This is a genomic window from Paraburkholderia sp. LEh10 (assembly GCF_017814945.1).
Taxonomy (GTDB): domain Bacteria; phylum Pseudomonadota; class Gammaproteobacteria; order Burkholderiales; family Burkholderiaceae; genus Paraburkholderia.
Genome location: NZ_JAGIPX010000009.1, coordinates 102,501 through 118,806 on the forward strand (window position 1 = coordinate 102,501; position 16,306 = coordinate 118,806).

The following is a 16,306-nucleotide window of genomic DNA, read 5'->3' on the forward strand; positions in this document are numbered from 1 at the left end:
CACTTCAAACGGCCTCGGCCACCTGGAACGCATCTACGGAAGTTTTCAGTCGCCCGGCCTGCTCGGTCAGCGAATGCGCGGCGGCTGCCGCCTGCTCGACGAGGGCCGCGTTTTCCTGCGTGAGCGAGTCCATCTGCGTGACGGCGAGATTGACCTGGTCGATGCCCGCGCTCTGTTCGGCCGCCGCCGCGGCGATTTCCTGCATCACGCCCGTGACGCTCGCGATCGCGTCGCGCGCCTGCTGGATCGTGCTGCCCGTGCGCTCGACGAGGCCCGCGCCGTCGCCGACCTTGTCGACGGCGCGGCTGATCAACTGACGCACTTCCTTCGCCGCGCCCGCGCTGCGATGCGCGAGCGTGCGCACCTCGCCCGCGACGACGGCGAAGCCGCGTCCCTGTTCGCCCGCGCGCGCGGCTTCGACGGCGGCGTTCAGTGCAAGGATATTGGTCTGGAACGCGATGCTCTCGATCACCGCGATCACTTCGACCATCTTCTGCGATTCGCTGGAGATGTCGCGCATCGTCGCGACGGCTTCGCCGACCATCGTGCTGCCCTGATTCGCGATCTGCGCGGCGTTTTCGGCGAGCTCGCTCGCGGTGCGCGCGTTCTCGGCCGTCTGCCGGACCATCGACGTCATCTGCTCCATGCTCGCCGCCGTCTCCTGCAGCGACGCTGCCTGATTCTCCGTGCGCGACGACAGGTCGGCATTGCCGCTCGCGATTTCGTGCGCACCCGTTGCGACGTGATCGGCGGCGTGCTTGATCGCGCGGATCGTGTCCGTCAGCGTGTCGCGCATGCGCCGCATTTCGCGCAGCAGGCTGCCGTCGTCGTCAAGACGCGTGTCGATCGAGACGGTGAGATCGCCGACGGCGATCGCGTTGGCGACGTCCGCCGCGTAGCCCGGGTCGCCGCCTATCGTGCGCTGGATGCTGCGGTTGGTCAGCGCGACGAGCGCGGCGAGCAACGTCGCTATGCCGATGAAGACGGCGCCGATCAGATACAGCGAGCGCATGAAAGCCGCGTCGATATCGTCGACGTAAGCGCCCGTCGCGATGATCCAGTCCCACGGCGCAAAGCGCACGACATAGCCGATCTTGCCGACGGCTTCAGGCGTACCCGAGCCGGACGCGGCGCGCGAATGCGGAAATACATAGTCGACGAAGCCGCCCTCGGGCGACTGCGCGACCTTCGCGAACGAAACGTAGTGATGGCGGCCGTCGGCGTCGGCGGTGCCGGAGAGGTCCTTGCCGTCGGTCGCGGGCTTGATCGGATGCATGACCATGCGCGGCGTCGAATCGATCACGAGAAAATAGCCGTCCTCGCCGTAGCGGACGTCGCGCAGCCGCTCGAGTGCCTGCTTGCGGGCGTCCGCTTCGCTCAGCTTGCCGCTTTGCGCAAGCGCCGCGTATTCCTGCACCAGCGACAAGCCCACATGCGCGACGTTCACGAGATCGTTCTTGCGCTCCTCGATGCGCGTCTCTCGCGACAGATACGCCGCCGATACCGATACCAGCAACAGCGCAACCAGGCTGATGACAAGCGGCAGCCACAGCTTCTGGGTAAAACTCAGCTTGACCATTCGGACGCCTCTCCAGGTGGGCGATTATGTAAGGTGGGCGCGCGCCGATGTCTGGAATTCGGCGCGCATGTCTCCGCCTGATATATCGACCGCTTTTGCGGCATCCTGTGTAGAGGGAAACCCTGTTATCGGAACCTCGGAAGGTGCATTGGCGGGCGCTTGCGGGAATCTGCCGCTCCCGTTGTGCTTGCGGCATGGGATGCATGCCGTTGCGAAAAACCATCAGGCGGCTGTCGAATAGCTGTCAGGTCGCCGTCAAACAGGCGTCAAGCGGCTGTCACGTAACGCTTGTGCCGCAAGCTCATGTCAGAATGCCAACTTCGTGGACCCCACCTCGAATCCCTCATGAATCTGAATCTGGCGCCCGCCACGTATGGGGCCGACCGCTCCGGCCTCGTGTGCGGATTTCGTTTTGCACCGGAAAGACCCGGCATTGCCGTCGATACGGATACGGCTGCTGAATGGCTCGAACAGACCGCGAATGCGTCGAACGCACAGACAGGCGAGTTCCTGTGGCTTCATTTCAATCTGGCGCATGTGTCGAGCGAGCGCTGGATGCGCACGCACCTCGACTTGCCTGAGACGTTCTTCGAGGCGCTGCGCGAAGGCTCGCACTCGACGCGCATGGAGCATCAGCACGGCGCGCTGCTCGCCGTCGTCAACGACGTGATGTACGACTTCGAGCAGACGCCTTCCGAAATCGCGACGCTCTGGGTCTACACGCACAAGCGGATCATGGTGACGGCGCGCCTGAAGCAGTTGCGCTCCGTCGACCGGCTGCGCGCGTCGGTGCGCAACGGCGAGAGCTTCGACACGGCGGCCGAGCTGCTGATTCATCTGCTGCGCGACCAGGCCGATCTGCTCGTCGAGATCGTGCGCAGAACGAGCGTGGAGGTCGATCGCATCGAAGATCACTTCCTGTCGCAGCGCGCCTATGAAAGCCGCCGCGATCTGGGCGCGATGCGGCGCGTGCTGGTGCGTCTGCAAAGGCTGCTGGCGCCCGAGCCCGGCTCGATCTTTCGTCTGCTGGTGCGCCCGCCCGCATGGCTGTCGCCCGCCGACGTCCAGGCGCTGCGCGATTCGACGGAAGAATTTTCGCTGGTGCTCGGCGATCTGTCGGGGCTGGCCGAGCGGATCAAGCTGTTGCAGGAAGAAATTGCGGCGCGTCTTAACGAGCAGACCAATCGCACGCTCTTTACGCTGACCATCGTGACGGTGCTCGCGCTGCCTATCAATATCATTGCCGGTCTGTTCGGGATGAACGTCGGTGGCGTGCCGCTTGCGGAGAACAAGCACGGGTTCTGGGTGATGGTGCTGCTCGTGGTGAGCTTTACCGTGCTTGCGGGGTGGTGGGCGTTGCGGCGGCGTCCCGCGCGGTGACGGACATTGTGCTTCACGCTTCGATCAGAACGGAACTGCCGGCCTGCGTCGCCGACGCGGCTGCTTGTCAAAGGGTGCGCTCCGTTTCTCCGACGTCCGTAGTGAAGCCGCAAACGAACGTCGGGGACAACGATTTTTCCAGCGGTTATCGGCCGCGTGCAAGCCTCGCCCGCTGGACGCAAGCTCGGGCCGAGCGCGCATCATGCGTCAGCGCACCTCTGTCCTCTCGCCACATCCATTGCTCATCCCGAGCGTAAAATCCATGAGCCGTTCGAGCGGCACACCAGCATCGCACCGATCTGAACGTCTGCTTCAGGAGGCCTGACATGGCAAAGCTCGTCGCGCTCTATAAGACTCCAGCCGACCGCAACGCATTCGACGCCTATTATTTCGACAAACACGTGCCGCTTGCCAAGGCGATCCCGGGCCTGCGCCGCTATGAGGTGAGCGTCGGGCCTATCGCGAGCGCGAAGGGCGATTCCGGGTATGGCCTCGTGGCCGTCCTCAGCTTCGACAGCTTCGAGTCGCTGCAACAGGGGATGGGCACGCCCGAAGCGGCGGCGACCACGGCCGACCTGCAGAACTTCGCGCAGGCGGGCGTCGAACTGCTCGTGTTCGATACGAAGGAACTCTGACGCCGCCCGGCGCGCACCCGCCGAGCCGCTTTGCGCGGGCCTTCGCGGCCCGGTTCCGGCCAGTTCTCCCATTGCGTCTACGTACAATCCCTGGCGGACGGTACCAGATGATAACGCTACCATCAGCGCGTCCATTCGACGTTCTGCGAAACGGAAAGAACGCGCGCCGCGCCGACTCCTTCATGCTCACGGCCTGAAATGATAGCGTTACCAAGGAGACGTATTTGTCCTCGATCCGCAAGAAACCTGAAGCGTTGCGCAGCCACCGCTGGTACGGCGTGAACGATCTACGCTCGTTCGGCCACCGCTCGCGCACCGCGCAGATGGGGTATCACGCGTCCGATTACATGGGCAAGCCGGTGATCGCCGTCGTCAATACGTGGAGCGAGATCAACTCGTGTCACACGCACTTCAAGCAGCGCGTCGAGGAAGTGAAGCGCGGCATCTGGCAGGCGGGCGGCTCACCGAGGACGAATGGAAGGGCATCGAGAGCGGCATCGCGCGTTCGCCGGGCCATTGCATGACGATGGGCACGGCGTCCACGATGACGAGCGCGACTGAAGCGCTCGGGCTCACGCTGCCGGGTTTCTCGTCGATTCCGGCAGCGGACTCGCGTCATGCGCAATATGCGTCGCTGACGGGCCAGCGCATCGTCGAGATGGTGTGGACCGATCAGAAGCCGTCGGACATTCTCACCGCGAAGTCGTTCGATAACGCGGTCACCACCGTGCTCGCGATGTCGGGCTCGACCAACGCGATCGTGCATCTGGTGGCCGTCGCGCGCCGCGCGGGCATCGATCTGACCACCGCGCGCTTTGACGAACTCGCGCGGGTGACGCCCGTGCTCGGCAATATCCGCCCGGCGGGCCAGTATCTGATGGAGGACTTCTATTACGCGGGCGGCCTGCGTGCGCTGCTCGTCGAACTGGCCGAGCTGATCGACGGCACGCAGATGACCGTCAACGGCAAGACGCTCGGTGAGAACATCGCGGGCGCGCAAATCTTCGACGACGACGTGATCCGCAAGCGCGGCAATCCCCTCGTCGAGCGCGACGGGCTTGCCGTGCTGACGGGCAATCTCGCGCCCGATGGCGCGGTGATCGAGCCCGCGGCGATGGAGCCGCATCTGCTCAGGCATCGTGGTCCCGCTGTCGTGTTCATGGACTACAACGACATGGCCGCGCGCATCGACAGCGAAGAACTCGACGTGTCGGCCGATTCGGTGATCGTGCTGCAACACGCGGGCCCTGTCGGCGCTCCGGGCATGCCCGAATGGGGGCAGTTGCCGATCCCACAGAAACTGCTGAAGCAGGGCGTGCGCGACATGCTGCGCATTTCGGACGCGCGCATGAGCGGCACGAGCTACGGTGCGTGCGTGCTGCATGTCGCGCCCGAATCGTTCGTTGGCGGGCCGCTTGCGCTCGTGAAGGACGGTGACATCATCGAACTCGACGTCGCGGCGCGCCGCCTGCAACTTGACGTCGGCGATCAGGAACTCGCCGCGCGCAAGGAGGCATGGAAAGCGCCGAAGCGTCCGTTCGAGCGCGGCTTCGGCGTGATGCATCAGTTGCACGTGACGCAGGCGAACAAGGGCTGCGACTTCGACTTCCTCGAAGAAAGGCTCGCTACTTCTCCCGAGGCGGGCCGCGATGAACCCGAAATCCATTAACCACACGATGGCCCACTGAACATGAACACATCCGGACAAACCGCTGTAAGCGCCGAAGCGCTCGAACAACTGCGTCACGTGAGCACCGCGACGCTCACGACGCAACTCTTCAAGCGCGGCCTGCGCAACGTGTTCCTGCAAGGCGTCGCGCCGCTCGTGAAGCCCGCGCCGGGCGCGCCGAATCTCGTCGGCCCGGCGTTCACGCTGCGCAACATCCCCGCGCGGGAAGATCTCGATCACATCGGCGTGTTCCAGAACCCGGATCATCCGCAGCGCAAGGCCGTCGAAACGGCGCCGCCGGGCAGCGTGCTCGTGCAGGATTGCCGAGGCGATCGCACGGTCGCGTCGGTGGGTTCGATTCTCGCGCTGCGTCTCGCGAAGCGCGGCGTCGCGGGCATGGTGTCCGACGGCGCCGTGCGCGACAGCGGCACGATCGCCGACCTCGGCCTGCCGATCTGGTGCGCAGGCGCGAGCGCGCCGCTGAATCTCGCGAGGCATCATGCCGTCGATATGAACGTGCCGATTGCGTGCGGCGGCGTGGCCGTGTATCCGGGCGACATCGTCGTCGCGGACGTGGATGGCGTCGTGATCGTGCCACGGGAAATGGCCGAAGCTGTCGCGCGCGACGCGACGGAGCAGGAGCAGCTTGAAGTGTTCATCCAGCAGCGCGTCGCCGAAGGCAGTCCGCTGCGCGGCACGTATCCGCCGAACGAGGAAACGCTGGCTGCCTACAAGGCCTGGCGCGAACAGCAGAAGTAACGCGGCTTTCGCCACGACGACAACTTGCACAACGAGGCCCGCGCGCGTGCAGCGGGCCCGGGAGACCCTGTGAACACCGTCACTTCAGCGATCGACGAATCGCGGCTCATCAATCGCCTCGCGTGGCGGCTGATGCCGTTGCTGGGCATCCTGTATCTGGTTGCGTATATCGACCGCTCGAACATCAGTTTCGCGAAGCTGCAGATGCTCGGCAGTCTCGGGCTGTCCGAAGTGGCGTATGGACTGGGCGCATCGCTGTTCTTCATCGGCTATCTGATCTTCGAAATTCCGAGCAATGTGATGTTGCACAAGTACGGCGCGCCGAAGTGGATGGCGCGGATCATGTTCACGTGGGGCGTCGTGACGATCCTGCTCGCGTTCACGAATAACGCGACGATGTTCTACGTGCTGCGCTTTCTGCTCGGCGCGTCCGAAGCGGGGCTGTATCCGGGTGTGATCTATTACCTGACGCTGTGGTTTCCGCAACGGCATCGGGTGCGGATGCTCGGCTATTTCACGGTGGGCAGCAGCCTCGGCAACATGGTCGGCGCGCCGATCTGCGGGTCGACGGGCAGCGCGCAGGCGCCGATGATGATTCCCGTCGTCTGTATGCTGATCTTCGCGATCGTGACGTGCTTCGTTCTGCGCCGCAGCGGGCGCGGCTTGGAGCGCGTGAACGCCGCGCCCGTCGCCGAGTGAAGGCGCGCCGCTGCACGCCGCGGAGGCTTCACACGCATTGGCTACAATAGGCGCGCAACTTCATCGGGTGCCCACATTCAATGCCGACCCCCAAGTCAACCGACGCATCGATCGACCTCGAGGGCGCCGCCACGCCCGCGCGTCGCACGCGCGGCGGTCCGAAGGGCTTGCGCATCACGGACGTCGCGGCGCAGGCGGGCGTGTCGCCCATCACGGTGTCGCGCGTGTTCAACAATCCCGGCTCGGTTGCGCCCGAAACGCTCGAACGCGTGCGCCAGGTCGTGCAGAAACTCGGCTATGTGCCGAACCGTCTCGCGGGCGGCCTGTCGTCGGCGCGCTCGCGGCTGATTGCGGCGATCGTGCCGACCATCGCACACTCGCTGTTCTCCGAGACCATTCAGGTGTTCAGCGAGACGATGTCGCGCGCGGGCTATGAAGTGCTGCTCGCGCTGAGCGGCTATAGCGACACGAACGAAGAAAGCCTGCTCGATACCGTCCTGAGCCGGCGCCCCGAAGGCGTGCTGCTAACGGGCGTCGCGCATACGGACTCGTTGCGTGAGCGCTTGCGCAACGTCGGCATTCCCGTCGTCGAGACGTGGGACATGACGGACACGCCGATCGACATGCTGGTCGGCTTCTCGCACTACCAGATCGGCGAAGCGGTGGCGCAGCGCTTCCTCGCACGCGGCAAGCAACAGCCCGCGCTGATTTCGGCAAGCGATCCGCGCGCGCTCGCGCGTCGCGCCGGGTTTCGCGAGCGGCTCGCAAAGGCGGGCATGGCGGACGTGCCCGAGGTGATCGTCGAGCCGCCTAGCTCGGTGTCGACGGGCAAGGCCGCGCTGCCGCAACTGCTGGACGCGGCGCCGCGCGTCGACGCCGTGTTTTGCGGCTCGGACCTGCTCGCGATCGGCGCGCTGGGCGCGGCGCGGCGCATCGGCGTGCAGGTGCCGTCGCAACTGGCGATCTGCGGCTTCGGCGATCTCGACTTCGCGACGGAAACGACGCCGCAACTGACGACGGTGCGCGTCGACGGCATGCGCATCGGCGTGAACGCGGCGAGGTTTTTGCTCGACCGCCTGAACGGCGTCCATGAGCGCGCGTTCATCGACGTCGGCTTCAGCGTGGTGGAGCGGGAGTCGGCGTGAAGGGGCGCCGTCGCTGTAGCTGGTCGCTTCGACCTGGCGGCTAGTCGGAACGACTCCCGTCCAAACGACAAGCCTGCACTGCAAGTGCCTGTTTTTCCGTACGTTCGTCGCTGGCATGGAACGTGAAGGAAGGTCGTCGCAGCCGTCACGCGCTGCGCATCCGACCAGGCGAGCCCACCATGAAAATTGTCGAACCGCGCACGGCCTTCGTGCCACCTCCCCGGCGTTATCGTTCCGCGCGGCGCTTTGCGCTGTTCAATCTCGGCTTTCGGCCGTTGTATCTGGCGGGTGCGGGCTTTGCCGCGCTCGCGCTGGGCGTGTGGCTGCTCGTGCTCGCCGGCGTGCCCGTGATGGGCAACTATCTGTTGAAGCTCGATCCGATTGGCTGGCACGCGCACGAAATGGTGTTCGGTTTTGCGGGGGCGGTAGTGGCGGGCTTTCTGCTGACTGCCGTGCGCGCATGGACGGGCATCCCGACGACGAGCCATCGCGTGCTCGCCGCACTCGCGCTGTTATGGTTCGGCGCGCGCGTACTGCTATGGAGCGGCCCGGCCGTACCGGCCGCGATCGTCGACAGCGCGTTTCTGCCCGCCGTTGCGTTCGTGCTGCTGCGTGCGCTGACGAAGGCGGGCAACCGGCGCAACTATTTTTTCGTTCCCGTGCTGCTGACCCTCGCGGCACTCGACGCCGTGTTCCATGTGCTGACACAGACGGGCCGGCCCGATCTCGCGCTGCGCTGCCTGTACGCGGCGGCGGGCATCGTCGTGTTGCTGGTCAGCGTGATCGGTGCGCGTGTGATTCCGATGTTCACATCGAATGCGATTCCCGGCTTCGTCACGCGGCGGTGGAAGGCAGTCGAATGGATGGCCGCGCCGTTGACGCTATGCGCGTTGTTTGCCGATGCCGCTGCGTTGCCGGCCGTGGCCGTTGCGACGCTGGCGTTCGCCGCCTGTGCGATTCACTGCGCGCGCCTGATCGGCTGGCGTTCATACAAGGTACGCGGCCCGGCGATCCTGCTGATCCTGCATGTCGCCTATGCGTGGCTGCCCGTGGGCTTCGCGCTGCTCGGCGCGAGCGCGCTCGGACGCGTGCCGCATTCCGTCGCGATGCATGCGTTCACGGCGGGCGTGATCGGCGGCGCGATCATCGCGATGATCACGCGCACCGCGCGAGGCCATACGGGCAGGCCGCTCGTCGCCGACATGCGCGACATCGCGAGCTACGCGCTCGTCACGCTCGGTTCGCTGCTACGGATCGTGGGTCCGCTCGTCGCGCCGCGCCACGCCGACGCATGGATCATGAGCGCCGGCCTGTGCTGGATCGCCGCGTTCGCACTATACGTCGGCGCCTACGCGCTCCCGCTGATGCGGCCACGCGCGGACGGCAAGCCGGGTTAGGGCGCGCGCCGCTTCACACACGCCGGCGAACGCCGCGCACAGCCAGCCACTACGCCGGATGCGCGTCACGCCTGCTTTCGTTGCGGTCGCTGTCCATCGCTACCACGCGATTTTTCCCGTCGCGTTTCGCACGATAGAGCGCGAGGTCGGCGGCCTCGATCAGCGTGGTCATCGGCGCGTCGAGCGCGGGGACCTGGGTCGCGCAGCCGATGCTGATCGTCACGTGCTGGCCCGACGACGAACCCGCGTGCGCAATGCGCAGCGCCTCCACTTCGAGGCGGATCTTCTCGGCGAGCAGCCGCGTGCCGCCTGCCGACGTGCCCGGCAGCACGACCGCGAACTCTTCGCCGCCGAACCGCGCGGCGAGATCGCCGGGGCGTCCGAGACAGCCTTCGACCTTCGACGCGATCTGCTTGAGCACTTCGTCGCCCGCGACATGGCCGTAGGTGTCGTTGTACGGCTTGAAGTTGTCGACGTCGATCATCAGGAACGACACTTCGCTTTGCGCGCGCATGCCGCGCCGCCATTCGGCGTTCAGGTACTCGTCCAGATAGCGGCGGTTCGACAGGCCCGTCAGGCCGTCCGATTGCGTGAGCTTGCGCAGTTCGAGATTCGCTTCGAGCAGTTGCTGCTGCGATTCGCGCAGCGCGCGGTACGCCTCGTCGCGCTGCAGCAGGTTCACATACGAGCGCGAGTGATAGCGGATGCGGGCGACGAGCTCGATGCGGTCGGGCAGCTTGACGAGGTAATCGTTCGCGCCCGCCGCGAAGGCCGCGCTCTTGATGCTCGGCTCTTCCTTCGTCGACAGCACGATGATGGGCACGTCGCGCAGCTTCGCATTCGCGCGGTATGCCTTGACGAGCGTGAGGCCGTCGATGCCGGGCATCACGAGGTCCTGCAGGATCACGGTGGGGCGGGTGTGGGTCGCCGCGCGGATCGCTTCGTCGGCGCTCGCGCAGTAGTGCATGTCGATGCCGTCCTCGCTTGCGAGCGCGCGCCGCACGGCTTCCGCGACGATCGCCTGATCGTCGACGAGCAGCACCATGATCGGCACGTCGGAGAGCGCGGCCGTTTCGAGCGCGGCGCGCGCGGCATCGAGCGCGGCGTTCGCGCGATCCGCCGACGTCGATGTGGAACCCCCCTGGTCCCGTGTGCCGATTTGATCGAAGTCCATGTGGATTCCCCTGTCCGGATTGCGTGTCATCTATGTTCTCTGTCTGTCGCTCGCGTGCCGCTCTTGCCCTTGCGCGTGTGCCCTTGATTGCGGCTCTGGTTCCTGTCGTGCCCGCGTCACTGCCGCGCGAATGCCGCCAGCTCGCCGGCGATGCGGCCGAGCGGCAGGATGCGGCGGGCCGCGCCGAGCGTCGCCGCGGCCTTCGGCATGCCGTAGACGGCGCTCGTCGCCTCGTCCTGTGCGATCGTGTCATAGCCCTTCGCGCGCATCGCTTTGAGCCCGATCGCGCCGTCGCGTCCCATGCCCGTCAGCAGCACGCCGAGCGCCGCGCCCGCCCAGTGTTCGACGACGCTGTGAAAGAACACATCGACGGAAGGACGGTACGGCAGCTCGGCGGGTTCGCGAGTGTAGTGCAGCGCGCCGTCTTGCATCAGCAGCATGTGATCGTTGGTCGCGGCGAGCAGCGCGACGCCGGCGCGCGGCAGCTCGCCCTCGCAGGCGGTACGCACCGTGAGCGGCGTCTGACTGTCGAGCCATTGCGCCATGCCGCTCGCGAACACCTCGTCGACGTGCTGCACGATCACGATGGGCGCGGCGAAATCCGCGGGCAGGCTGCCCAGCACGGTCGCAAGCGCGGCCGGCCCGCCCGCCGACGCGCCGATCGAGACGAGCCGCCGCGCATCGCGCGTGAAAGGCGCAACGGGCGCTCGCCGCGGCGCCGCGGGCTTGTCCATCAGGCGGCCGATCTGGTCGAGCTTGCGCAGCAGCAACTGCGCGTTGTTGTCGTGGTTGCCGGGCACGGCGAGGGTCGGCGTATCGACTGCATCGAGCGCGCCCGCGCCCATCGCCTCATAGACGCGCCACGTGTTCGCGCCGACGCTGCTCGTCACGATCAGGATCGGGCAGGGCGTGCGCGCCATGATGCGGCGTGTCGCCTCGACGCCGTCGAGCCTGGGCATGATCAGATCCATCAGCACGACATCGGGCGTCTGCGCGGCGCAGAAGCCGGCGGCCTCTTCGCCATCGGCGGCGACCCACAGCACGCGATGCTCCGGGCGCAGCGCGATCACGCGGCGCAGTGCCTCGACGGCGAGCGGCAGGTCGTTGGCGATGCCGATGTTCATGCTGAAGCTTCTCCGATCAGATCGCGCACGGCATCGAGCAACGCCTCGTCGTGAAAGCTGCCCTTCGCGAGGTAGTAGTCGGCACCGGCGTCGAGCCCGCGCCGCCGGTCCTCGTCGCGGTCCTTGTACGACACGATCATCACGGGCACGGGCTTGAGCAGCGGGTCGCGCTTGATCAGCGTGACGAGCTCGATGCCGTCCATGCGCGGCATGTCGATGTCGGTGACGACGAGGTCGAACGCGCCGCTGCGTAACGCGTTCCAGCCGTCCATCCCGTCGACGGCAACCGTCACCGCATAGCCGCGCTTTTCCAGCAGCTTGCGTTCGAGCTCGCGCACCGTCAGCGAGTCTTCGACGACGAGCACATGCTTGCGCCGCCGCACCGCGACGTCGTGCGCGCGGCTGATCTTGTCGAGCTGGCCGCCGCGCACGAGCTTGTCGACGGAGCGCAGCAGATCGTCGACATCGACGATCAGCACGGCGTCGCCGTTCTCCGTCAGCGCGCCCGCCGCGATGTCCTTGATCTTGCCGAGGCGCGGATCGAGCGGCTGCACGACGAGCATCCGTTCGCCGAGAAAACGGTCGACGGCAACGCCATACGTCTCCCGTTCGTCGCCGATCACGACCACGGCCACCGACTCGCGCGCTTCGCTCACCGCCTGCGTGCCGAGCAACTGGTGCGCGGTGACGAGGCCGACAGGCTTGCCGTCGAACGCGAAGTGCTGCTGGCCTTCGAGCATGTCGATGTCGGCGCGCGCGAGTTCGAGCGTGCGGCGCACGTGCGCGAGCGCAAACGCATACGCTTCGCCGCCCACTTCGACGAGCAGGCTGCGCACCACGGAAAGCGTCAGCGGCAACTGCATCACGAAGCGCGAGCCGCCGCCCGGCTCGTTGAAGATGCGCACGGTGCCGCGCACGGCCTTGACCATTTCATGCACGGCGTCGAGTCCCACGCCGCGACCCGATACGTCCGTCACCTGCTCGCGCATCGAAAAGCCGGGCAGCAGCAGAAAATCGAGCAGTTCCTGCTCCGCGAGGCGCGCGGCGGTGTCTTCGTCGGCGAGCTTGCGGCGGATCACGGTCGCGCGCACCTTCTCCAGATCGATGCCCGCGCCGTCGTCGCTGACGCTGATCAGCAACTTGCCTGCGCTGTGGCGCGCTTCGAGCGTGATGTTCGCGTCGGCGGGCTTGCCGCGCGCGAGGCGTTCGTCGGGCGTCTCGATCCCGTGATCGACGGCATTGCGCAGCAGATGCCCGAGCGGCGCGTCGAGCAGATCGAGAATGTCGCGGTCCACCTGCGTCGATGTGCCGACGATCTCGAACTTCACGCGCTTGCCTAGCGAGCGCGCGAGATCGCGCACCACGCGCGGGTAGGCGTGCGTCGCGTCGCCGAACGGACGCATCCGGCATTGCAATGCTTCGTCGTAGAGCAGTTGTGCGAGGTTGGAGCTGCTGCGGTCATAGTGATCGAGCTCGTCGATGCGTGCGCCGAGCGTGTGCTGCATGCCGTTGAGCGCGGTGCGCACATCGGCGAGCGCGCCGAGCGCGGCATCGTCGAGATGTTCGGCGAGCGCGTCGTAGAGCGCGTCGAGCGCAAGCGACGTTTCGCGCTGCGTGCGCTTGAGGCGCAGCATCGACGCCGCGAACGGCTTCAGCCAGCGCGACTCGACGAGCACTTCGCCCGACAGGCTCAACACACGGTCGAGATTCGCGGCGCGCACGCGCAGCATGCGGTCGGCGGACGGCGCAGACGCATGCGAGAGCGCCTCGCGCGGCGGCGCGAGGTCTTGTCCGGCGTTGCCAGCGCTTGCGTCGGCGGCTGCGAGCGGCGCGGGTTGCTGCCGTGGGGCAAGCGCTTTTGCGTGCGCATTAGCGTCTGCTTCTGCCTGCGCTTTTGCGTGCGCATTGGTGTTCGCAATTGCGTCTGCTTCTGCCTGCGCAATAGCGTGCGCATTGGTGTGCGTATTGGTGTGCGCATTCGCGTCCGCTTCTGCCTGCGCATTTGCGTCCGCTTCAGCCTGCAACTGCGCCTGCAGCAGCGCGTAGGCGTCGATGCCATTGTTCACGCCGTCGTTCGCGAGCGCGCCTTCGCTTGGCCCGCTCGCGGCGTTCCCGGGCGACGCCAGCTTCCGCACGAACGCGTCGATGTCCGCGCGCGTGACGGGCGCGGCCGGCTTGGCGTCACCGACGCGCAGTAGCATATCGACGCCGCGCAACAGGATGTCGATATGCGCGGGCGTCAGCTCGAGTTCGCCGCGCTGCGCGCCGACAAAGCATTCTTCCATCAGATGCGCGATATCGACGCCATCCTGCAAGCCGACGATCCGCGCCGCGCCCTTGAGCGAATGTGCGGCGCGCATGCAGGCTTCGAGCGCGGCGGCGTCGGCGGGACGCTGTTCGAGCGTGAGAAGTCCAGCGGACAGCACGCGCGACTGCGTAGCGGCCTCTTCGCGGAACAGGTCGCGCAGCGACTGGCGGCTCAAGTCGTCGTCCGTCATCGCAAGCTCCGGGCGATCGAGTCGAACAGGCGTTCGGCGTCGAGCAAGCCGATCGTCCTGTCGCGCCAGGCGAGCACGCCGCGCGCGTGGAAGGCCGTCGTATGGGCGAGCGTCGCGGGCACGGGGAGCAGCGCGGACTGAGCAAAGCGCACGACACCCTCGACTTCATCGACGGGGAACGCGACAGGGAGCGAGCTGTGAAGCGAGCTGTGAAGCGAGCTGTGAAGCGAGTTTTGGGGCGAGTTGTCGAGCGGGTTGTGAAGCGAGTGATGACGCGCGCTGTCAGACGCGGCGGGCCCGCCGCCGTGCGCCGCGACGAGCATGCGTGCATAGCCGTTGCGCGCGGATGCGCGAGCGTCGCCCGTGCGCTCGATGTTCAGCAGTTCGCCGAGCGAGACGGCGACCGTCAGCGCGCCGCGCACGTTGACGACGCCGAGCACCGCGCGCGAACGCCGGTGCGGCAGCGAATGGATTGCGCGAACGTCGTCGACTTCGCGCAGCAGGTGAACCGGCAGCGCGAGCCATTCGCCGGCAATGCGAAAGGCGAGGGCGGCCTGCGTCGATGCATCGCCGCGCGATGTCGTGATGCCGGTTGCCGCACGCTCGTGCCGTGTGGCCGCGTCGGCGCGCGGCATGAGGTCGGCGTCGCTCAACGGGCCGTCGAGCAGCCGCGCCGCGCCTTGCGCGAACACAGGACAGTTCAGGCAGCGCGTATGCACGGCGAGCCGTGGGCACGTGTTGTCGCCGCGCGTGCCGATACGATTCCAGCAATCGTCGACGCGCGCGGAAGGGCTCGCGATATCAGGAGCGTCGTGCTGCATGGAATCCTCGTGAACGTTGCGGTTCGTCCGCCGCCGATTGCGCCGATTGTGCCGACTGCGCGGCCGAGCGTTGCGCGCGCCGCATCAGGTTGTGCGCGCCCTGGCGATCGCCGCCGATGTCGAGCAGCGCTGCCAGATGCGTGAGCGCTTCGTAGTGCGCCGGGTCCAGATACAGCGCCTTGCGGTAGAAGTCGGCGGCGGTGGCGCTGTGGCCGCGTGCATCCGCAATCAGGCCGAGCAGATAGAACGCATCGACATTCGGGCCATGCACGGTCGCATGCTGGTGCGCGAGCCGCTCGGCTTCGTCGAACTCGCCGGCATCGGCATGGCGGCGGGCAGTGTCGAGCGTTGTGTCGGCGGCGGGCCGCGCGGCTTGAATGCGTTGTTCGGGGCGCGTCGACGGCGGCGCGATCGCGCGGCTGGCGGGCTGCCGTGCCGCGGCTCGCGGGGCTGCATCGAGCGTGGAAGCGCGCACCGGCTTGGGCGCGATGAAGGCCGCCGCAGCGTTCGGCGCCGCGTTCTTCGTGCCCGTTGCAACGTGCGTGAGCGCGAGCGCCGCGCCCGTGTCCCCGGCCGTGCTGCGCCGGAATGCGAACGCGAGCGGAATGCGCGCCGACGTCATCGCGTGCCGCATCATCAGGCCGGTTTCAGCGGGGCCGACGAAGATCGTGCCGCCGTCCGCTAGGCACGCGTCGAGCATGCGGATCGCGCGGTCCTGCGCTTCGCGCTCGAAGTAGATCAGCACGTTGCGGCAGAAGATGAAGTCGTACGGCGCCTGCGCGTTTGCCTGCAAGTCGAACAGATTGGCATGCGCGAAGCGCACGGTCGCGCGCACACGCTCGCTTAGTTGCCAGCCGTCTTGCAGCGCGGTGAAATGCCGGTCGCGAAACGCGAGCGGGTGGCCGCGAAACGAATTGCGCCCATAGATGCCCGCGCGCGCACGTTCGATCACGCGTGCGCTGATGTCGAGCGCATCGACGGTGAAGCGGTTTTCGCCGATGCCGTCATCGAGCAGCGTCATCGCGATCGTATAGGGTTCCTCGCCCGTCGAGCACGGCACGCTCAACACGCGCAGCACATGCATCGGGTCGCGCACCAGTCGTTCGTTCGCGAGTCGCGCGAGCGCCACATACGCTTCGCGGTCGCGATAGAACCAGGTCTCGGGCACCACGAGCGTTTCGATCAGCGCCTGGCGTTCGTCGGGCGACATCGTCAGTTGCTGCCAGTACGCTTCGATGTCGGCGGCTTCGACGGGCGCGCTCGCATCGTGTGCGTCCGCGGCAAGACGCGCGACGCGCACGCGTTCGAGCACCGCGCGCTCGAGCGCGTTGACGCCGAGCGACGATGCGTCGATGCCGGTCTCCCGCAAGAGCCACGCTTCGAAGCGCGGGACGATGGTGTGCGCGGCCGTCATCGCGGTGGATGT

The 16,306-nt window shown here is 66.8% G+C and carries 12 protein-coding genes and 1 pseudogene; 7 read left to right on the forward strand and 6 right to left on the reverse strand.

Going from position 1 to position 16,306, the window contains the following annotated elements:
• Window positions 1-4: 4 nt before the first annotated feature.
• Window positions 5-1,579, reverse strand: a complete 1,575-nt coding sequence (locus tag J8I87_RS10100) for a methyl-accepting chemotaxis protein (RefSeq protein ID WP_209931317.1) — start codon at window positions 1,577-1,579, stop codon at window positions 5-7.
• A gap of 303 nt (window positions 1,580-1,882) precedes the next feature.
• Here J8I87_RS10100 and J8I87_RS10105 point away from each other — a divergent pair, with 303 nt between their 5' ends.
• From J8I87_RS10105 to J8I87_RS10135, 7 genes and pseudogenes are all read left to right on the forward strand, one after another.
• Entirely contained in the window at window positions 1,883-2,959 is a 1,077-nt protein-coding gene (locus J8I87_RS10105; protein WP_409518742.1) for a transporter, read from the forward strand.
• Window positions 2,960-3,285: 326 nt separating this feature from the next.
• Entirely contained in the window at window positions 3,286-3,594 is a 309-nt protein-coding gene (locus J8I87_RS10110) for an EthD family reductase (protein WP_209931319.1), read from the forward strand.
• A 224-nt stretch (window positions 3,595-3,818) separates the two neighbouring features.
• A pseudogene (locus tag J8I87_RS10115) lies at window positions 3,819-5,263 on the forward strand (dihydroxy-acid dehydratase).
• A 21-nt stretch (window positions 5,264-5,284) separates the two neighbouring features.
• Complete coding sequence (locus tag J8I87_RS10120) at window positions 5,285-6,022, forward strand: ribonuclease activity regulator RraA (RefSeq protein ID WP_209931320.1); 738 nt, start codon at window positions 5,285-5,287, stop codon at window positions 6,020-6,022.
• A gap of 69 nt (window positions 6,023-6,091) precedes the next feature.
• On the forward strand, window positions 6,092-6,721 hold the full coding sequence (locus J8I87_RS10125) for an MFS transporter (protein ID WP_313064377.1): 630 nt from the start codon (window positions 6,092-6,094) through the stop codon (window positions 6,719-6,721).
• Between the two features lie 80 nt (window positions 6,722-6,801).
• Window positions 6,802-7,866, forward strand: a complete 1,065-nt coding sequence (locus J8I87_RS10130) for a LacI family DNA-binding transcriptional regulator (protein ID WP_209931321.1) — start codon at window positions 6,802-6,804, stop codon at window positions 7,864-7,866.
• Between the two features lie 179 nt (window positions 7,867-8,045).
• Entirely contained in the window at window positions 8,046-9,263 is a 1,218-nt protein-coding gene (locus tag J8I87_RS10135; protein ID WP_209931322.1) for an NnrS family protein, read from the forward strand.
• A gap of 49 nt (window positions 9,264-9,312) precedes the next feature.
• On the opposite strand, the gene J8I87_RS10140 is transcribed toward J8I87_RS10135, so the two are convergent.
• The 5 genes from J8I87_RS10140 to J8I87_RS10160 form a co-directional block, all read right to left on the reverse strand.
• Window positions 9,313-10,437, reverse strand: coding sequence for a diguanylate cyclase (locus J8I87_RS10140; RefSeq protein ID WP_280923064.1), 1,125 nt, complete (start codon window positions 10,435-10,437; stop codon window positions 9,313-9,315).
• 116 nt (window positions 10,438-10,553) lie between these two features.
• A complete protein-coding gene (locus tag J8I87_RS10145; protein WP_209931323.1) occupies window positions 10,554-11,561 on the reverse strand; it encodes a chemotaxis response regulator protein-glutamate methylesterase in 1,008 nt (335 codons plus the stop codon).
• Window positions 11,558-14,059: a hybrid sensor histidine kinase/response regulator gene (locus J8I87_RS10150; protein ID WP_209931324.1), complete on the reverse strand. Its 2,502-nt coding sequence runs from the start codon at window positions 14,057-14,059 to the stop codon at window positions 11,558-11,560. The genes J8I87_RS10145 and J8I87_RS10150 overlap by 4 nt, the downstream gene beginning before the upstream one ends.
• Window positions 14,056-14,880 (reverse strand): chemotaxis protein CheW, encoded by an 825-nt coding sequence (locus J8I87_RS10155; protein WP_209931325.1) that lies wholly within the window; start codon window positions 14,878-14,880, stop codon window positions 14,056-14,058. The genes J8I87_RS10150 and J8I87_RS10155 overlap by 4 nt, the downstream gene beginning before the upstream one ends.
• Window positions 14,861-16,294: a CheR family methyltransferase gene (locus J8I87_RS10160; protein WP_209931326.1), complete on the reverse strand. Its 1,434-nt coding sequence runs from the start codon at window positions 16,292-16,294 to the stop codon at window positions 14,861-14,863. The genes J8I87_RS10155 and J8I87_RS10160 overlap by 20 nt, the downstream gene beginning before the upstream one ends.
• Between the last annotated feature and the right edge of the window lie 12 nt (window positions 16,295-16,306).